Consider the following 17,807-nt stretch of genomic DNA (forward strand, 5'->3'; position numbering starts at 1 on the left):
GACGGCAGCGTTAGGGCGCTCATCATGGATGCGAGTGCCCGCCGCCTACATTCGTGTTACTTATCGTTATAGCCGGCCGGGTTAGCCAAGTGCCATGCCCATGCGCTGCTAATGATGTCTTCCAGCTTATTGCGCGTCGGATTCCAGCCCAGCTCCGTGCGTGCGCCTTCGCTCGATGCGACCAGCGTTGCCGGATCGCCGGCGCGGCGCGCTTCGACGACAGCCGGGATCTCGCGGCCCGTCACCTGGCGCGCGATGTCGATAACCTGCTTCACGGAGAAGCCGGTGCCGTTGCCAAGGTTGTATACGGCGCTGTCGCCGCCTTTGCGCAGACGGTCGACCGCCAGCACGTGCGCGTCAGCCAGATCGCTGACGTGGATGTAGTCGCGGATGCAAGTGCCGTCTTCCGTCGGATAGTCGTCGCCGAACACCGAGATGTGCGCGCGCTGGCCGAGCGCCGTCTGAAGCACGAGCGGGATCAGGTGCGTCTCGGGGCTGTGGTCTTCGCCGATTTTGCCGCTGGCATGCGCGCCCGCCGCATTGAAGTAGCGCAGGGAGACGTATTTGATGTCATAAGCGGTATCGAACCACTTCATCATTTTCTCCATCGCCAGCTTCGTCTCGCCGTACGTGTTCGTTGGCAGCGTGCGGTCCGTTTCTTTGATCGGCACGCTCTCAGGCTCGCCGTAAGTAGCCGCCGTCGAGGAGAAGACGATTTTCTTCACGCCGTATTTATTCATCGATTCGAGCAGGCACAGCGTGCCGTACACGTTATTGTGATAGTATTTGCCCGGATCCTTCATGCTCTCGCCTACGAGCGAGTTAGCCGCGAAGTGAATAACCGCGTCGATCTCGTTCTCTTGGAATACCGTATCGAGGAACTCGCTGTCGCGCAGATCGCCCACATACAGTTTGCCGCCCAGAATCGCGTCGCGATGGCCTTGCTGCAAGTTGTCAACGATGACGATCTCTTCTCCGCGCTCGAGCAGCGCCGCTACCGCGTGCGAACCAATATACCCTGCGCCTCCAGTTACCAATACTGCCATTGTTAATCTCTCCCGTCTTCCTATATTTATATCTGCAGTCGGACGCGCATCTCGCGCTCAAGCATCTGATCTTGATCGGACAAGCGCCCAACTTACAAATTATAGCATCCGCTGATGCCGCTGCTAAGTGTATTTCGTGCTAAATCGCCAGGTTCGCTCTCGCTTATACGAGACGCTCGACGCCGTTGCCGATCGAGCAGACGTAGAAGTCCGGTACAAGTCCGGTTGCTTCGGTGTACTGCTTGCCGACCTGCTCCTTGAAGGCCTCGATCGAATCTTCATGCACGAGCGAGACGGTACAGCCGCCGAAGCCTGCGCCCGTCATGCGGGAGCCGAGTACGCCCGGTACTTGGCGCGCCGCCGCAACCATCGCGTCCAGCTCGGCGCCGGTGACCTCGTACAGATCGCGGAGCGAATCATGGGAACCGTTCATCAGTTCGCCGAACGCCACCAGGTCATTCGCCTTCAGCACTTCGATGGAACGCTTCACGCGGTCGATCTCTTCAATAACATGGCGCGCGCGGTCGCGGACGATGTCTTCCTTAATAAGGTGCGCATTGGCGTTGAAGTCTTCCAGGGACAGCTGACCGAGCAGCGTCAGGCCCGGGAATGCCGGCTTCAGCTCTTCGACCGCCTGCTCGCATTGGCTGCGGCGCTCGTTGTAAGCCGAGTCGACCAGTCCGCGGCGCTTGTTCGTGTTGCCGATGACCAGCTTGTAGCTGCCGGATTGGAACGGAACCAGATCGTATTCGAGCGTGTCGCACATGAGCAGAATCGCATGATCCTTCTTGCCGTTGGCTACCGCGAACTGGTCCATGATGCCGCATTTCACGCCGTTGAACTCGTTCTCGGACTTCTGCGACAAGACCGCGATGTCGACCGTGTTCGTCTCGTATCCGCCGAGGTTCAGCAGCGCGTAAGCCGTAACCACTTCGATCGATGCGGAGGAGGAAAGGCCTGCGCCGTTCGGGATCTCGCCATGGAACAGCATGTCGAAGCCATGGTTCCATGTTTTGCCTTGCTGCTGCAGCGTCGCGACGATGCCCTTCGGATAGTTCATCCAGTCGTCCGCTTCATCGAAGACAACCGGCGAGAGCGGCAGCTCCTTACGCAGTTCGAAGTTCGTGGAGGCGAAGCCGAGCACTTGGTCGTGGCGCGGACGAACGAGCAGCGTCGTGCCGAACGTCAGTGCCGCCGGGAACACGTAACCGCCGTTGTAGTCGACGTGTTCGCCGATCAAATTCACGCGGCCTGGGGCATGGAATACGGCCAAGCCGTCCTGCGTGCCGCCGTAGATGTCTATGAATCGCTGTGTAAGCTCTTGAATGTTTGCCATGTCGTGACCTCTTTCCTGTAGGTGCAGATTTGGTCCTGCTTGTAATGCTAGTATAGCGGATGGCCGGATCAAACAAAATGGCGGGAAGTGCATCACACATGGAGAAATGTGACTTTATGATCGGATCATTCTTCGCCTTACCGCCGAATGTGCTACAATACATGTAATCTATTACGGTTGCAAGCGAGGGAATTCTACTATGACACAGCGCGAATTCAGCTACTCGGTCGTCTCCAATCCCGTGCCGAATGAGCATGGCGATTTATACGTATTATTCTCCGGCGAAAGCCAAACAAGACCTGGGCACCGGATCGGGCCGAAGGTCTACGATTTCTATCTCATGCATCATGTGCTGTCCGGCAAAGGCAGCTTTACCGTCGGGGACGCCACTTACCCGCTCCAGTCGGGCGAGACGTTCCTCATCCGTCCCGAGCAGCTGATCAGCTACGCCTCGGACGAGGCAGACCCGTGGCGCTACCGCTGGATCGCCTTCGAGGGCAAGCAGGCGGCTGATCTGACACTCGCCGCGCATCTGACGCCGGGCAGCCCATGCGTCAACACTGGCCCGAACCGCCGGATCGGCGTGCTGTTCCGCAGCATCGAGCGCGTATTCCGGATCGGCGGCAGCTTCGCGCATATGCGGGCGTCCGCCTATCTGCAGCTGCTGTTCGCCGAATTCGGCGCGGCCGTGCAGGAGACGAGCGGCCAGCTGGACCGGGGCAGCGACGACGGCGAGGCGCTCGTCGCGCAGATCATCCGCTACCTCTCGACCCAATATGCGGAGCCGGTCTCGATCGAGATGATGGCCGATACGCTCGGTTACAACCGCGCGTATCTGTCCCGGCTGTTCAAGCAGCGCACCGGCATGACCCCGGTGACGTTCCTGCTGAAGTTCCGCATCGATAAGGCGCGCCAGCTGCTCCGGGAGCGGCCGGAGCTGACGATCGAGCAGATTGCCGCGTCGGCAGGTTTTGCCGACCCGCTTTATTTTTCCAAGCAATTCCGCCGGTTCTATGCCATGTCGCCCAGCGCGTACCGCGAATCGATGAAGCTGGTGTAAGGCGTTCTATTCCACTAGCTCCTCCACCTTCTCGGCGAGGAACAGCCGGTAGATGCGGACGAGGATAATTTTGGCCACGATATAGACGGGAATGCAAAGGATGATGCCGAGAATGCCTGCGCATTCGCCAGCTACCAAGAGCAACAGAATGGTCGTCAGCGGATGAACATGCATCTTTTTGCCATAGATGAGCGGCGACAGCACGTTATTCTCGATCTGCTGCGCGGCGATCATGACGACGAGCGCCCAGACGACCATCGTAGGCGACTCGGTGAAAGCGACGATGACCGCGGGAATGCCGCCGAGGATCGGACCGAGATACGGGATGAGATTCAGCACCGCGGCTACGACCGTCACGAGCAGCGCATAAGGCAGACCGATGATGAGGAAACCGATGAACATCATCAGACCGAGCAGGAACGTAATGAGCATCCGCCCGACGATGAAGCTGCTGAGCGCCTGATCGATCTCGTGGAGCACCTCCTTGCCGTCGGCCTGGTAACGGCGCGGCACGATCGAGAGCAGCGAATGCGGCAGCGTCCTCCCGTCCTTCAGCATGTAGTACAGAATGAACGGCACCGTCGTCACCACGATGACGAAGCTCGTCACCGCGTTCACGATCCCGCTCGCATAGTTCGAGGCAGACGTAACGGCTTGGCTGAAGTACTCGGTCACCTCCGTCGATATATCCGGCACGTTGGTCGTGAGAGAGGAGAACAGGCTGCTCTGCTGGAGCTCTCCCATTTGGCGCTGGAACCCTTCAATTAACTGCGGCGCTCCCTTGGTAAAATATTCGACCTGCCGCAGCAGCGTCGGCCAGACGAGCATGAAGAATATGGCGGTCAGCGCGCCGAGCAGCAGATAGAGGAACAATATCGCCACGAAACGGTTCATCTTGTGGGCGATCAAGTACTGCACGATCGGGCGCATCAGATAGTAGAAGAAACCGGCCAGCATGAACGGCACGATCAGAATGTTGAAGATCGTCTGGAGCGGATTCAGCAAGAAGCTGACCTTCGAGGCCAGATAAATGATGAGCAAGAGCGCAATGACATTCAAGCACGTTCTTAAGAAACGATTGGGCACCAACATGTCGTATGCCCTCCTTCCCTTGGTCTCTCGCTCACGCTGAAAGGGATTTGTAACGACACCCTATCGATAGCTGGCGATAACCGATATGTAATTCAAAAGCAAGAAGACCGTCCTTGTCGGGAACGGTCTCCTCGTGTCGTCCTGCCTTAAACGATGAACGGCGGATAGAACATAATCGCCGGATCGTAATCATCGTCGCCGTAAGGCTTGCCGCCCCAGGCGATCACGACGATCTTGTCCCGGTCGAGCTCCTTCTCCAGACGCTCGGCCTCTTCGGCGCGGATGCCGACGGACTGCATTTTGGCCCGCAGCTCCATGCCGCGTGAACGGAACAGATTCGCCGCCGCCGTCATAACGCCCTCTTCCTCGAGGCCGATGCGCTCCGTATCCGTCTCCTCTACCAGCCGCTCCGTGCGGTCTTTGTCATGCGCCAGCACGAACAGCTGGTCTTTCGTATACCCCTGCGCCACAAACCGATCTACTTGCGCCTTCGCTTCCTGCAGCGTATCGACGGTATGCACGTTCGTCTGCGTCGTCAAATTCGTAGCCATATGCGAGTTCCTCCTAAAGAAAAATCGAAATTCGAATTTATTCCGTGACGCTGCCCTCATCAGGCTCGTCTTCGTCCGCCGAAGATCAGCGATACGATGAACAAGATAATAAAGATGAAGAACAACACTTTCGCGATTGCCGCCGCTGCCGAAGCAAGCCAGAAAAATCCGGTTATTCCCGCAGCGAGGGCGATGACTAAAAATAACAATGCCCATCCTAGCATGTTAATCCCGCCTTTCTGTTAGTAGCGACCTTAGAATCGCCGGCTGCAGCTTGTCTGCGCCGTCCTATTGAGCTTATACACCACTGGCAACCCCGCTGAAACGCCATCGGTCGACGCGCGTTTTTCTCCCTGGCAGCGGGTTTCAACCTTGTCCGGCGATGGTTATAGATAGGACATGAAGGCGTAGCACAGTACACAACGTCTCTATCGGAAACACGCTTCATCCAAACCTGATACAAGGAGTGACGAACAATGGCGAACGCAATCAAAGGTATTCTTATTGGTGGTGCTGTAGGTGCGGTGACAGCTCTTCTTCTGACACCGAAGACAGGTAAGGACATGAGAGAATCCCTCATGCAGAAATCGTCGGATCTGACGGCGGCAGCCCGTGAGCGCGCTACCGCACTGGCGTCCCAAGCGAAGGATAAGGCGAGCGAGGCAAGAGTACGCGTGAATGAGATCGGTAAACTGGCGGCGGAGAAAGTCTCCACGGTCGCAGATACGACAGCCGGCACATTCCAGCAGATGAAAAAAGATGCGGAGGAAACGGACGAAGCTTCGGCGAAGAAATCCGATTCCGGCCATAGCTTGGCCAATGGGAGCAGCAGTCCCACTACCCCCACCCCTGCTTACCAATCCTAATCCGGTGAACAGGGCCGGGCAGGCCGGCCGCGCTTCCACGCCGGTCGAGACGGCGCAGAACGGCTCGATGGTCCAGGATCTGGACGATCTGAAGCGGCTAGGCCACGATATGGAGCGGATGCGGACGAATCAGGAGCTGGAAGAGGACGGGCTGGTACCCGATCCGAAGCAGGAATAGCGGAGTGATAGGAGACGGCCCGGATAATCGGGTCGTCTTCTTTTTTGTCTGAACGGAGAATCGGCTTGTGTAATTACGGGTATAAAAAAGTAATTAAGAAGCTCCATGCTGCATTCCCAATCTTACGATTGCGAACGAACCAATGAGCGAGTAAGCGGGTAAGCGGGTAAGCAGCTCAATGCTGCATTCCCAATCTGAGGATTGTGAACAAGAAACCAATGAGCGAGTAAGCAGCTCAATGCTGCATTCCCAATCTGACGATTGCGAACGCAAACCAATGAGCTTAACCAATGAGCTTAGGAGGCGATGAGCATGAGCAAAGAACTGTATACCGGAGAGCTGTACTGGCCAATGACGCTGCCCGATTACAGCAGCTACCCTCCGCTTCGGATGAATAAGCGGGTTCGAGTCGCCATTATCGGCGGCGGCATGTCCGGCACGCTGTGCGGTTATCGCCTAGCCCGCGAAGGAATCAGTACGGTTCTGCTCGAACGCGGCGAAGTTGCCGGCGGGAGCTCGTCGGCGAATACCGGGTTGCTCCAATTCAGCAACGATATGATGCTGACCGAGATGATCGACCGAATCGGCGAGAACGAAGCGCATACGTTCTATGCCGCCTGCCGGGAGGCGGTCGAAGATCTAGCTCGGGTGGCCGAAGAGCTCGGATGCGATGTCGGGTTTTCCCGCAGAAGCTCCCTCTACTATGCGAGTCACGAGGAAGACGTGCCGCGGTTAAGGCGCGAATACGAAGCGCTGTTCCATGCGGGCTTCGACGTGGAATATTTGGAGGAGGAGCAGATTGAGCGGCTGTTTCCCTTCCGGAAACACGGAGCGATCGTGACCCATGGCGATGCCGAGCTCAACCCTTTCCGATTCGTCCATGCGCTGGCTGAGGCAGGCTCGGTCAGCGGCCTTCGCATTCATGAGGACACCGACGTCATCGGACATGAGCAGCTACCGAACGGCCGGCACAAGCTAAGAACATCCGACGGCTACTGGGTGGAAGCCGAGCATGTCATCTACGCGATCGGCTATGAACCGGAAGAGCTGCGCGGGCAATTGATCGGCGCGAACCTGAATCGCTCCTTCGCTATGGTGACCGAACCGGTATCCGAGGATGAACTGGCGCATTGGCACAAAAGGTGGCTGATCTGGGAGACGGCCAGGCCTTATCTGTACATGCGGACAACCCCGGATAACCGCATCATCATCGGAGGGCTGGATGAAAGCTGTCCGCAGCCGGTCCAGGACGAAGCGCTGCTGCGCGAACATACGGAGCGGCTGTATGCGAAGCTACAGGCACATATCCCGGGCATAACGGCCCCTGTCACCGCACAATGGAGCGCCACCTTCGGCGAATCCCGCGATGGTCTGCCCTTCATCGGCCGCGATCCTAAGTATGCCAGCGTCTACTACTGCCTCGGTTATGGCGGGAACGGCACGGTATACAGCATGATGGCCTCCTCCCTCTTGCTGGAGATGATCAACGGCAAGGCAGACAGCCCGCTTGCCGAGATCGTCCGGTTGGATCGCGAGACGATGGTGGAGCAGCTGGCATGAATGATCGAGCGGCCCCTCCGGCATGCTAAGGGCGGGAGGAATGCGCAGATGATCAAAGATTTACATAATGGAAAGTTGTTCTGGCCCACGACGTTGCCGAGCACCAGTACCTATCCTGCCTTGCAGCAGAACGTACGGACCAAGGTTGCGATCATCGGAGGCGGAATGTCCGGCTGCATCGTCGGCTACACGCTGGCGAAGAACGGATTCGAAGTCGTCCTCCTGGAACGCAGCCATGTTGCGGGAGGCAGCACATCCGCCAATACCGGTCTCCTGCAATTCTCCAACGATATTATGCTATCGGATCTTATGAAGCAGATTGGCGATAAGCCGGCCGTACGTTTCTATGAAGCGTGCCGCCAAGCGGTGCTGGACCTGAAGCAGACCGCCTCCGAGGTTGGCGCGAACGTGGATTACTTCGACCGCAGCAGCTTGTACTACGCGAGCACCGAGCAGGACTTGATCAAGCTGAAGCGCGAATATGAGGCATTGCGGGCGAATGGATTCGACGTCGAATACTGGGAGCCGGCGCAGATCGCAGCCCGCTTCCCTTTCCGCAAGAGCGGCGCGATCGTCACCCATGGCGATGGGGAATTCAACCCGTTCAAATTCGTCCATGCCGTAGCCGACACGGCTGTCCGTCATGGGATGACAATCTGCGAGCAGACGGATATTGTCTCGCATGACACGACTGCACAAGGATTACAGCGTTTGACGACCGCCAGCGGCGCTGTCGTCGAAGCCGAACATGTCGTCTACTCTGTCGGTTATGAGCCGGAGCAGCTGAAGGGACAGCTCATCAAGCAGACGATGAACCGGTCTTTTGCCATGGTGACGGAGCCGGTGGCAGGTCGTGATCCTTGGCATCAGAAGTGGCTGCTCTGGGAGACGGCCAGGCCGTACCTGTATATCCGGACAACTGCAGATAACCGGATCGTCGCCGGCGGGCTCGATCAGGAGTCGATCGTGCCGTATAACAGTCCGGCGCAGATCGTGAAGTACGTCGGCAAGCTGTACGAGCAAGTACAGGCGCTTGTGGGAGACCTCCTCCCGCCGGCCGAGTATCAATGGAACGCGCTGTTCGCCGGCTCCCGGGACAACCTCCCCTTCCTCGGGGAAGACCCTGCGCGGCCTGGCGTGTACTATGTGCTCGGCTACGGCGGCAACGGCGACGTGTACTGCATGCTCGGCGCGAAGCTGATCTTGAGCAAGCTGAGCGGGGAAGTCCATCCCGCCGAAGATATTGTGCGGCTGGATCGGAGAACGCTGCAGATGGTGTGAAGGGAATGAAGGAGCTGCGGTCGTGCACCGCGGCTTTTTGCGTCATCGTGAAGAGGGAATCCAAATACTGTCGCGCATCAAAATTGGCGAAATAACAGGAATTATGTCCGTTTGTGGCGAATATCCTTCATGCACAACATGAAGGAGGGAACGAAACGTTGGATTTACCTACGCGCAACCAAACAAACGAATCATCTGGAGGAGCCCCGACCCGCAAGAGTCGCTCACGCAAAAGATGGGTGATCGCCCTATCCACGCTTGGCGTGCTTGTCATTGCCGGATTCATTGCTTACCCTTTTGCCATGGCGTATGTGTCCGATAAAATGATGAGCAACATCGCGGACCAAATCGTCTCCCCTTCCGAAATGGAAGAGATGAAGAAAGATCCGGAGATTCAGAAGATCCTGAAGGAGAATATCCCGAATATCTCCCTGCCGGAAATTACGGAGACCGTTGCCGAGACGACAACTGATCAGGAAACCGACACGGTCGCATCGAATACGGAAGCTCAGGACACCGATAAGCAAGACAGCACGACGAAGAGCACTTCCGGTACAACCGACACGACAACAACGAATAGCGAGAAGTCCACATCGACGTCAACTAAGAGCGACGATTCCGCCTCCTCTACGTCCAACGTCATGACCAAGGACGAAGCGTCCAAGCTTCTCCTGAGCAAATTCAGCAAGTCCGAACTGCTGAAGCTCGCGGAGAAAGCGAACGGCGGACTGACGGCCGAGGAGAAGAAAGAAATCAAGGATAAGCTGCTCAGCCGCATCTCGGACTCCGAGTTCAAGGCGCTGAAAGTAGCTGCAGTCGTGGAGCTTGCGAAGCAGGACGGCAATTAGCTCGCTGTAGCATATATGGGAACGACGAAACGCACCGAGGCGAACTCGGTGCGTTTTTTGCGTGGACTATTAGTGGACTATAAGGGCCAAGGGCGGGCTGAACGCGGAGGCTTTCTCCTATTGATGAGAACGACGAACAGATACGCCAGCAGAATTCCGCTGCTATCGATGAACATATCCACGATTCGCCCATCCCGCATGAAGTACAGCTGCAGGATCTCTGTCGCGATCGCATAGCCTACTGCCGGGATGACGCCTAATCTCCATTGTCCCATATTGGTCAGGATCAGCGTCAGAATCGCAAACCCGGTAAAGTGGCCGATCTTCTGGAACGAATACCATCGGATATGATCACGAATGACATCGGTATTGGGCAATATGAACAGTTGGTTCCAGTCCGGCGAAGCATCGAACTTGAAGCTGATATCGTAATGTAACACCATGTTCTGGAAATTAGTCGTGCAGGTGCAGATGAACAAAAAGATCATCCAAATGACGGCAAGCGCAAATCTTAACACGGATCACACATCCCTAGTTGCGATAATGGGTTACATTATGTATCTATTCGAAGGTATTGTCAACCTCACCCCGGAAGAAGCGGCTGTAACTTTTAGAGGGCTTCGCTCGTTTGCACTATATAGAGTAAATGAGATTCCATTGGTGAAGGAGAACGAACCATGCAACAATCCCCTATGCGAGATGAAGATACCACTACCCTATCGCCTCGGCGGCCCAAGAAACGGCGGCGTGGATGGAAGATTACGTTATCCGTGTTGGCCGTTCTCGTTGCCGGCGGCGTCATCGGTTACCCCTATGCCAAATCGTACGTGTCGGATAAAATGATGGACAAGCTCGCCGACGAAATCATCACGCCGGCGGAGATTGAGGAGATGAAGAACGACCCGGAGATCGCGAAGATTCTCGAGGAAAACGTCCCTGCCCTGCGGGATGAGCTGGCTGGCAGTGTGAGCAGCGGTGGGTCAGGAACTGGAACTGGCGGGGAGCAGAGTAGCGGTACGGGCGCGGGGCAATGGACTGGAAGCGAGGATGGGGAAGGATCAGGGTCCGATGCCGGGCAAGGATCAGGAACGGGAAGCTCGTCGGCTGATTCCCCCGTTTCGACAACCCCTGTGATGTCCCGTGAAGAAGCGATGGATCTCATGATGGACAAATTCAGTAAGAGCGAGCTGCTCGATCTGGTGAGCAAAGCCAAAGGCGGGATCACCGCCGAAGAGAAAGCCGAGATGCAGGAACTGCTGCTCAGCCGCGTGTCGGAAGAAGAGATGGAAGCGCTGAAGATCGCGGCGCTGATTGAGATTGCGGGGCGTGGGGAGTAAGGGAAGAATTATAAAGAAACAAGAGATAAAAGAAGCCGACTACATAAGAGTAGACGGCTCTATTTTTTCTTTTATTGCAGTCTTCCAAGGAATTCCTTCAAAGATTGATTAACCAGTGTTAAACCTTTTGTTGAAGGAAGAAAATCGAAAAATGATCTTTCATCTGTCTCTTCGGTGTATTGAGAAGGCATAGGGATTACTGCAATTCCTTCTTTTTCGAAGAGATTAACTGATCGCGCTAAATGAGACGCAGAGGTGACTAATATGGGGTGATTATAGCCCGTTTTACGAAGAATAGTCGAGGAGAGACGAGCATTCTCTTGTGTTGTCTGGCTCTTATCTTCTATCGTAATAACCTCTTCGGGAATGCCCATCTCAATTAAATCCCGCTTTGCTAATTGAGCTTCGTTGCCTGCATCCTTGACTCCTAGCCCTTCCCCTCCTGAAAGAATGATTGGCAACTTTAGTCTATTGTATAGTTTCACTACGGCGATTGCATTCATTGAGGTCTGTGTGGATAACTGCCCTTTTCCATCGACTGATACATAGTTTGCCATCGCACCTTCTCCAAGCATGAGGATACTATCTCCTAAATGTAGGTTACTTGGAATAGGGAATTTATTAACATTGAGCTTATGGAGACTGCTACCTATAAATGTGCAGGATGAAATATATGCAATCAATGTGAAAATAAGCGTAACATAGGCAAACCTCTTAACTCTCTTCATAAAAAGATAAAAGGTAAAGCAAGATAACATGATTACAAATAATCCAGGCGGCAAGAGTAAGGTATAGATAATCTTAACTAGAAATGCCATCATTTATTTAGCTAACCCCTAACTCTCAGTCTTACTGCCTTTTCACTGATATACATACATTTATAACTAATGAAGTTTAAGCTGTTAGCAATTCATATAGGATATGCAGCATACGCCAATAGATAATATATAGTTCTACTGTTCCTCAACATTACATACATGGTTTTTCTTGTATGACTATTGTAATAATATTTTCTATCTTTAGTCCCAAAATTCGACATACAAGCGTGTTACAATCCCTTAATATTAAGAAAGAAAAACAAAACGGGGGCCATATAATGTTTGATGACTTCGACGATGATACTGAGAATGGCGAAGAACATGACAATAAGTCTAATTTTGTTGGTATGATAGTGACAGGAGCGATATTGTTTGCTTTTGTTACGTTCAATAAAAAGATCCATGATTTCATACAATACCTGAGATATCAATAATTAATTGTAACTGCCTTCGTATCACGTTTGGATTTAGAACCTCTATTTCGATTAACCAATTTAATTATTCAAGGATCTAGCCTACCTTTAGCAGATTCTTGTTCTTACGGATCGCCATTCTTTTATTGTTGACTAGCTCTTGAATATAAGTTAAAAGTAATGCGGCCACAAAATAAAATGTAAACCGAGTGATAAAATTCATATCTATGATTGGGATAAGATTACCGAATAGTTTCACGAAATAAATCGGTATTATATGCCAGAAATATAACCAGAGTGAAGTTTTAGATACGAACAGAACGAACTTGTTATTCAATATCCTATAGATCCATTTAACTTGGAGAATTTGGTACAGAAGTAAACTCACCAATAAACCATATGCCATATAATAAAGCATTGGCGGATACTTGAATTGCTGAGTCGGCGCGTGATTATGTACAAAATACAATGTGACGAAAAGCACAAAGAATATGGCAGTTAGAACTTTAATTTCTTTCTTGCTAAATAATTTTAATCGAATCCCAAATGCTGCAATTAGACCGTAACCAATTCCATAAATTAAAAAGTTTTCAATCATGTTGTGGACTAAACCGTTAAATATAAAATCATTTATATATACTAACCCAGCATAGATTGCATATACCGCTGAAAGAAGTAACAGATATACGAAATTGTTCTTGATCACTTGACTTAACTTTAATAAGAATGGGCTAATTACTGCTATCACGAAGAACACTTTCATAATCCATACATAACCAATGCTACTGGACCCATCATCGTTCATTAAAGCAAAAGAGTCGACTATATTCCAAATTTTAAAATAATAACTGTCTCCGTTAATCAATGAAATAAGCCAAAACAAAACAAAGAACATAAACAAAAATTGCCATGTCGGAACTACAAGACGATTAAAGCGTTTGACTAGGTAATCACCAAATTGAACAGCCTTTTTGTTATGATTACTAAGGTAAAAAGATGTCCCCAAAAGTAGAACCATAAGCACAACATCAAAATTTCTCAACTGAAACAACGCCCCGAACGGTTCGCTGTGTGCTAAGATGATCCCAACAATTGCAATAAATCGTAAGATATCTACCCTTACATCCCTCTCTTTGACTTTCAACTATCCCACTCCTTATATCTATTTGATACATATTGTATCATGCGTGTAGACTTTAATAAAATAGTATTTACAAAAGAATAAGCACCCTCCTATGAGAGTGCTAGCAGATATCGTTATATTAGCCAACTGTCTTAGCTAATAATATCGTTTCCATACCGTCTTCCGTGCTCTCAATATCTTTTAAGCGCTTGGCAGGGACCCCAGCGTAGATACCATTCGGTTCACAATCTTTTGTGACCACTGCACCTGCAGCAATAATGCATCCCATACCAATTTTCACGCCTGGTAATATCACCACTCGTGTTCCGATCCAACAACCATCCTCAATAATTACCTTTTGCCCTATCGCTTTTCCAGCTCTTTTGTGTTCAAGGCCGATCTCGTGAGTAGACGCGCAAATCATTACTTGTGGGGCAATCGACACATACTTTCCAATTATTATATTTTCATATGACTCAAAGTAACAATCGTTGTTTATTAGTGTTCCTCTTCCAATGCTTATTTTGCTTGAACTGAAGAAACATCTTGATAATATCTTTGTTGTCCTTACATCCATTAAAAATAGCTTGTAAATTATGAAGCGTATAAATTGCGGTGTAATGATAGAGGATGCAATTCCGTTTACGAATAAATATCTGATTTTTTTGTAAATTCTATTTATTGTTTTGTGTATGACATATGACATTAATAATCGCCTCCTTCAATATTTTTTATATGCAAAAAATCATAATGTATCATATGTATCTCGTTGTGATAAATACTGGAGGATTAGAAAAATGCGTGAAATTTTTAATATAGGATTTCTATGATGCTATATAACAACTATCAACAGCTACATGCTACGTAAAGTCAGCACCCTTCATTATGAATACTATACGGTATTAGGATTATTATACTCATAATAGATGACAAGCCGAATCCTATTAAGAATCGGCTTGTCATCCTTACTCCTATTCTTCTAGCTCTCCTAGCACATCCGTTATTCCCTCCGGCTTCGCCCCGCTCTCTAGCATAATGCGGTCGATCCGCCCAATTTGCTCCTCTACCATGGCACTCATCGTCAACAGGTCACTCTGTATCTGCAGTAAGGATTCCTTTGTCGTCATTGGAACTCTCCATCATTTAACGTCGTTATGGCTATTTTACCACATTCGATACGATATGTATCAACATTTTTCCTTTTCCCTAACAAAATGATACGTAATCTTACATTCATAGCAATGGAGACAGCATGCGGGCGATTACCTCGCTCGCCTTCTCCAGCTTGGGCCGCTGTTCGAAGGTAAAGAGGCTCAGCTCCTCGCATTCCTCCAGATCGGCCATGAAATCCTGCTCCAGTCGATCGATCGCTTCCTTGCTGAATAGCAGCGCATTCAATTCGAAGTTGCTGAAGAAGCTGCGCATATCCATATTCGCTGTGCCGACGGAGGCGACCAGATCGTCGACGATGAGCACCTTCGCGTGGACGAAGCCTTTGCGGTAACGGTAGATCCGTACCCCCGTTGCAAGCAAATCCTCGACATACGAGAGCGAGGCCCGCAGCACCAGCTTCGAATCCCCGACATACGGGATGATGAGCCTTACATCGACTCCGCTGAGCGCCGCTGTTCGCAGCGCCATCAGTACGCTGGCATCGGGGATCAGATACGGGGTCGTGATGTAGATCCGCCGCTGCGCGACCGATACCGCGGCGAAGACGCATTCCAATATCGCGTCCGCGATGCTGTCTGGGCCGCTGGCAACGATCTGTACCTGCTCTTGACCCACGCATCGATGCTCGGGCAGATATTTCGAATCCGTCAGGCGTTCCTTTGCCGTGAACCACCAATTCTTCATGAACACTTCTTGCAGGAAGTACACGGCGTCTCCTTTAATCTGCAGATGCGTATCGCGCCAGAACCCAAGCTTCGGATTATGACCGAGATATTCATCGCCGATGTTAATCCCGCCGACAAAACCGGTGAGACCGTCGACGACGACGATTTTGCGATGGTCCCGGAAATTGATCCGCTTGTCGAACAGCGCTAGCCGCGGAGCAAGGAAGCATTGCGTTTGAATACCCGCTTCCCTAAGCTCCTTCACGTAGCTGCCGTGCAGCTCGAGACTGCCGATACCGTCGTAGATAACGCGTACCTCGACGCCTTCCCGGGCCTTGCGTATAAGCGCTTCCTTGAGCCTATTGCCGATACCGTCATTACGAATTGTGTAATACTCGACGTGAATATGGTCCTTGGCTTCCCCAATCGCCTCGAGGATCGCCTCATAAGTCTCCACCGCGTTCGTCAGGACGCGCGTCTCATTACAGCTGGTGATCGGGGATGTCGACATGCCCGACAGCAGGCGGAATAGCCGCTCCTGGTGACTGAATTCGCCGGTGCCGAGATCGGCTGGACGATGGACCATTTTACAGCGAAGCAGCGCCTGGAGCCGCATCTCCTCCGCCACAATATTACGCCTGCGCACCGTCTTGCGATGCCGGTACTCCTGTGCCAGGAAGTAGTACATAACGAAGCCTACGATAGGAAAAATAAACATGATGAGCAGCCATGCAACGGTCTTCGACGGTTTCCGGAATTCCAGTACAAGAATCGTCCCCATCTGAAAAATGAATACAAGCAGCGCCAGTACGATCCAGATCATGATTGCGCCCCCCTGTAACTGGAAATATCGTTAGTTTTTACGCGCAGCCCTGCAGCTATACGTCGTTTATTAGCATGTTTTATAGCTAGCAGGAATAAATAGCTATAGTACGTTCGAAACTTTAAGGGCCCTTACCCTCGGGAGGAGAACGCATGTGAAACCACGCCGTTCAGTCAGTTGGTCCCTGCTTGTCATGCGCGGTCCGGACCGGAAGGTGAAGCAATTCCGCGTCTCGAAGCGATCCATCGTCGCCGCGCCGGCAGCCTGCGTCCTCGTGGTGTCAGGTTGTGTGGCCGGGCTCGAGCTTCGCTCCGCCTATCAGATCGATCAACTAGAAGGTACCCTTGCTTCGCAAGCCAACGCACACAGGCAAGCCATTCACCTCAAAGAGGGACAGATTGAAGAGCTTCAAGACGAGCTTGCGAGAGCCGTGCGGCAAGCTAACGACATGAACACCAAGCTCACGGATCTGCAAGCGCTCGAGGCCAAGCTCAAGCAGTTCACCGAAGTTTATGGCGCCACCGTCCAACCCTCCTACCCTGTATACAAGGAGGATGCCGCTTCCGTACGTGAATCGGATGAACAAGCGGCCTACTCCGCAGACAAGGAAGCGGCCTATATGGCAAGGCTCGCGCTAGAATCTAATCTCGACTTCAAGGCCGTCTCCACTATGGTCGATGCCATGGAGAAGACGATGTCCGAATCGCTGCGCCAAGCCAAGCAACGGCAAGCCGAACTCGATGCGCTCCCCTCCGGCTGGCCTACGATCTCCCGTACCCTCACCTCCAGCTTCGGCTACCGCACGGATCCCTTCACCGGTCGCAGCACCTTCCATGCAGGCATTGATATCGGCGGCGAGCCCGGTGATCCCGTATTCGCTGCAGGAGATGGTCTCGTAACAGAGACCGGCAGCGACAGCAGCAAAGGCAACTATATCGTCATTACCCACTCTAACGGGCTTCAGACGGTCTACTATCATTTAAAGCGCATTACGGCCAAGTTAAACGATTCCGCCCTGCGCGGCGACAAAATCGGCGAACTCGGCAGTACCGGCCGCAGCACCGCTCCGCATCTGCACTTCCAGATCATGCAGAAGGATGAAGCAGTGAACCCGCTCCCGTATTTGCGATTAGTGAAGGAGGATTGAAGGCCTATGTTCAAGGAATCCAAGCGGCAGGCAATCACGGATACGCTGATTGGCCAAGGTACGCAGGCGGAAGGAAGAATGGTCAGCGAAGCGAGTATTCGGATCGAAGGCGAGTATCGCGGCGATATCGAGTGCAAGGGCGATGTCATTATCGGGGAATGTGGCATTGCAAGATCGAATGTAACCGCCAAGGATGTTACGATCGCCGGCAAAGTTTACGGGGATGTGGTGACGAAAGGCCGGCTGACGATTACCGCCTCCGGTCAGCTTCACGGCAATGCGACTGCCCACACGCTGCTTATTCAGGATGGGGCTATCTTCAACGGCAGCTGCAAGATGGATCGGCCCGGAGAGAACCGCGGCCGTCATCAAGCGGATCAGGAGCAGGCTCAACTGATAGGCAAAGAGGCATCCAACAAGGAAGCGGCTATTCGCGAAGCCGCCAGCAAAGAGAAAGCGCGTCAGGCGGGTTAACGGTCGAACGTACATA

20 protein-coding genes are annotated in these 17,807 nt (G+C 52.4%); 9 read left to right on the forward strand and 11 right to left on the reverse strand.

The window, feature by feature from the left end; genetic code table 11:
• Window positions 1-56 precede the first annotated feature (56 nt).
• Both galE and FHS18_RS02725 read right to left on the reverse strand, forming a co-directional pair.
• Window positions 57-1,046: a UDP-glucose 4-epimerase GalE gene (gene galE, locus FHS18_RS02720; RefSeq protein WP_183596660.1), complete on the reverse strand. Its 990-nt coding sequence runs from the start codon at window positions 1,044-1,046 to the stop codon at window positions 57-59.
• Window positions 1,047-1,209: 163 nt separating this feature from the next.
• Entirely contained in the window at window positions 1,210-2,382 is a 1,173-nt protein-coding gene (locus FHS18_RS02725) for a galactokinase (protein WP_183596663.1), read from the reverse strand.
• 199 nt (window positions 2,383-2,581) lie between these two features.
• Between FHS18_RS02725 and FHS18_RS02730 the strand changes: the two genes are divergently transcribed.
• Window positions 2,582-3,442 (forward strand): AraC family transcriptional regulator, encoded by an 861-nt coding sequence (locus tag FHS18_RS02730; protein ID WP_183596666.1) that lies wholly within the window; start codon window positions 2,582-2,584, stop codon window positions 3,440-3,442.
• A gap of 6 nt (window positions 3,443-3,448) precedes the next feature.
• Here the strand turns inward: FHS18_RS02730 and FHS18_RS02735 are convergent, their stop codons facing one another.
• The 3 genes from FHS18_RS02735 to FHS18_RS02745 form a co-directional block, all read right to left on the reverse strand.
• A complete protein-coding gene (locus tag FHS18_RS02735) occupies window positions 3,449-4,534 on the reverse strand; it encodes an AI-2E family transporter (protein WP_183596670.1) in 1,086 nt (361 codons plus the stop codon).
• A gap of 146 nt (window positions 4,535-4,680) precedes the next feature.
• Window positions 4,681-5,085: a YflT domain-containing protein gene (locus FHS18_RS02740; protein ID WP_183596673.1), complete on the reverse strand. Its 405-nt coding sequence runs from the start codon at window positions 5,083-5,085 to the stop codon at window positions 4,681-4,683.
• A 59-nt stretch (window positions 5,086-5,144) separates the two neighbouring features.
• Window positions 5,145-5,309: a DUF1328 family protein gene (locus FHS18_RS02745; protein ID WP_183596676.1), complete on the reverse strand. Its 165-nt coding sequence runs from the start codon at window positions 5,307-5,309 to the stop codon at window positions 5,145-5,147.
• A gap of 252 nt (window positions 5,310-5,561) precedes the next feature.
• On the opposite strand from FHS18_RS02745, the gene FHS18_RS02750 reads away from it, so the two are divergent.
• The 5 genes from FHS18_RS02750 to FHS18_RS02770 all read left to right on the forward strand — a co-directional run bounded on the left by FHS18_RS02750 (window position 5,562) and on the right by FHS18_RS02770 (window position 9,818).
• Window positions 5,562-5,951: a YtxH domain-containing protein gene (locus tag FHS18_RS02750; RefSeq protein WP_183596679.1), complete on the forward strand. Its 390-nt coding sequence runs from the start codon at window positions 5,562-5,564 to the stop codon at window positions 5,949-5,951.
• 4 nt (window positions 5,952-5,955) lie between these two features.
• Window positions 5,956-6,129: a hypothetical protein gene (locus FHS18_RS02755; RefSeq protein ID WP_183596682.1), complete on the forward strand. Its 174-nt coding sequence runs from the start codon at window positions 5,956-5,958 to the stop codon at window positions 6,127-6,129.
• Between the two features lie 312 nt (window positions 6,130-6,441).
• A complete protein-coding gene (locus FHS18_RS02760; protein WP_183596684.1) occupies window positions 6,442-7,689 on the forward strand; it encodes an NAD(P)/FAD-dependent oxidoreductase in 1,248 nt (415 codons plus the stop codon).
• Between the two features lie 48 nt (window positions 7,690-7,737).
• Window positions 7,738-8,970: an NAD(P)/FAD-dependent oxidoreductase gene (locus tag FHS18_RS02765; protein WP_221401172.1), complete on the forward strand. Its 1,233-nt coding sequence runs from the start codon at window positions 7,738-7,740 to the stop codon at window positions 8,968-8,970.
• Between the two features lie 158 nt (window positions 8,971-9,128).
• A complete protein-coding gene (locus tag FHS18_RS02770; RefSeq protein ID WP_183596687.1) occupies window positions 9,129-9,818 on the forward strand; it encodes a hypothetical protein in 690 nt (229 codons plus the stop codon).
• A 77-nt stretch (window positions 9,819-9,895) separates the two neighbouring features.
• Here the strand turns inward: FHS18_RS02770 and FHS18_RS02775 are convergent, their stop codons facing one another.
• Complete coding sequence (locus FHS18_RS02775) at window positions 9,896-10,336, reverse strand: VanZ family protein (RefSeq protein WP_183596689.1); 441 nt, start codon at window positions 10,334-10,336, stop codon at window positions 9,896-9,898.
• 159 nt (window positions 10,337-10,495) lie between these two features.
• Between FHS18_RS02775 and FHS18_RS02780 the strand changes: the two genes are divergently transcribed.
• Entirely contained in the window at window positions 10,496-11,155 is a 660-nt protein-coding gene (locus tag FHS18_RS02780) for a hypothetical protein (RefSeq protein ID WP_183596692.1), read from the forward strand.
• A 71-nt stretch (window positions 11,156-11,226) separates the two neighbouring features.
• Here the strand turns inward: FHS18_RS02780 and FHS18_RS02785 are convergent, their stop codons facing one another.
• From FHS18_RS02785 to cls, 5 genes are all read right to left on the reverse strand, one after another.
• Window positions 11,227-11,976, reverse strand: coding sequence for a YdcF family protein (locus FHS18_RS02785; RefSeq protein WP_183596695.1), 750 nt, complete (start codon window positions 11,974-11,976; stop codon window positions 11,227-11,229).
• Window positions 11,977-12,483: 507 nt separating this feature from the next.
• Complete coding sequence (locus FHS18_RS02790; protein WP_183596697.1) at window positions 12,484-13,530, reverse strand: acyltransferase family protein; 1,047 nt, start codon at window positions 13,528-13,530, stop codon at window positions 12,484-12,486.
• Between the two features lie 118 nt (window positions 13,531-13,648).
• On the reverse strand, window positions 13,649-14,215 hold the full coding sequence (locus FHS18_RS02795; RefSeq protein ID WP_183596700.1) for an acyltransferase: 567 nt from the start codon (window positions 14,213-14,215) through the stop codon (window positions 13,649-13,651).
• A 265-nt stretch (window positions 14,216-14,480) separates the two neighbouring features.
• Window positions 14,481-14,636 carry a hypothetical protein gene (locus FHS18_RS02800; protein WP_183596702.1) on the reverse strand — a complete coding sequence of 52 codons (156 nt, stop codon included), beginning with the start codon at window positions 14,634-14,636 and terminating at the stop codon, window positions 14,481-14,483.
• A 106-nt stretch (window positions 14,637-14,742) separates the two neighbouring features.
• Window positions 14,743-16,170 carry a cardiolipin synthase gene (gene cls, locus FHS18_RS02805; protein ID WP_183596705.1) on the reverse strand — a complete coding sequence of 476 codons (1,428 nt, stop codon included), beginning with the start codon at window positions 16,168-16,170 and terminating at the stop codon, window positions 14,743-14,745.
• A 154-nt stretch (window positions 16,171-16,324) separates the two neighbouring features.
• Here cls and FHS18_RS35080 point away from each other — a divergent pair, with 154 nt between their 5' ends.
• Complete coding sequence (locus tag FHS18_RS35080; RefSeq protein ID WP_183596709.1) at window positions 16,325-17,317, forward strand: peptidoglycan DD-metalloendopeptidase family protein; 993 nt, start codon at window positions 16,325-16,327, stop codon at window positions 17,315-17,317.
• Between the two features lie 6 nt (window positions 17,318-17,323).
• Window positions 17,324-17,791, forward strand: coding sequence for a bactofilin family protein (locus tag FHS18_RS02815; protein ID WP_183596712.1), 468 nt, complete (start codon window positions 17,324-17,326; stop codon window positions 17,789-17,791).
• The last annotated feature ends 16 nt before the right edge of the window (window positions 17,792-17,807 follow it).

Source organism: Paenibacillus phyllosphaerae (genome assembly GCF_014192105.1).
Lineage (GTDB): Bacteria > Bacillota > Bacilli > Paenibacillales > Paenibacillaceae > Paenibacillus_Z > Paenibacillus_Z phyllosphaerae.

What these genes read in the sequence shown, in the direction of transcription:
- FHS18_RS02785 (WP_183596695.1), bottom strand. Translation starts at nt 11,976, where the DNA reads ATGATGGCATTTCTAGTTAAGATTATCTATACCTTACTCTTGCCGCCT.
- FHS18_RS02750 (WP_183596679.1), top strand. Translation starts at nt 5,562, where the DNA reads ATGGCGAACGCAATCAAAGGTATTCTTATTGGTGGTGCTGTAGGTGCG.
- FHS18_RS02780 (WP_183596692.1), top strand. Translation starts at nt 10,496, where the DNA reads ATGCAACAATCCCCTATGCGAGATGAAGATACCACTACCCTATCGCCT.
- FHS18_RS02730 (WP_183596666.1), top strand. Translation starts at nt 2,582, where the DNA reads ATGACACAGCGCGAATTCAGCTACTCGGTCGTCTCCAATCCCGTGCCG.
- FHS18_RS02725 (WP_183596663.1), bottom strand. Translation starts at nt 2,382, where the DNA reads ATGGCAAACATTCAAGAGCTTACACAGCGATTCATAGACATCTACGGC.
- galE (WP_183596660.1), bottom strand. Translation starts at nt 1,046, where the DNA reads ATGGCAGTATTGGTAACTGGAGGCGCAGGGTATATTGGTTCGCACGCG.
- FHS18_RS02735 (WP_183596670.1), bottom strand. Translation starts at nt 4,534, where the DNA reads ATGTTGGTGCCCAATCGTTTCTTAAGAACGTGCTTGAATGTCATTGCG.
- FHS18_RS02815 (WP_183596712.1), top strand. Translation starts at nt 17,324, where the DNA reads ATGTTCAAGGAATCCAAGCGGCAGGCAATCACGGATACGCTGATTGGC.
- FHS18_RS02740 (WP_183596673.1), bottom strand. Translation starts at nt 5,085, where the DNA reads ATGGCTACGAATTTGACGACGCAGACGAACGTGCATACCGTCGATACG.
- cls (WP_183596705.1), bottom strand. Translation starts at nt 16,170, where the DNA reads ATGATCTGGATCGTACTGGCGCTGCTTGTATTCATTTTTCAGATGGGG.
- FHS18_RS02765 (WP_221401172.1), top strand. Translation starts at nt 7,738, where the DNA reads ATGATCAAAGATTTACATAATGGAAAGTTGTTCTGGCCCACGACGTTG.
- FHS18_RS02745 (WP_183596676.1), bottom strand. Translation starts at nt 5,309, where the DNA reads ATGCTAGGATGGGCATTGTTATTTTTAGTCATCGCCCTCGCTGCGGGA.
- FHS18_RS02760 (WP_183596684.1), top strand. Translation starts at nt 6,442, where the DNA reads ATGAGCAAAGAACTGTATACCGGAGAGCTGTACTGGCCAATGACGCTG.
- FHS18_RS02800 (WP_183596702.1), bottom strand. Translation starts at nt 14,636, where the DNA reads ATGACGACAAAGGAATCCTTACTGCAGATACAGAGTGACCTGTTGACG.
- FHS18_RS02795 (WP_183596700.1), bottom strand. Translation starts at nt 14,215, where the DNA reads ATGTCATATGTCATACACAAAACAATAAATAGAATTTACAAAAAAATC.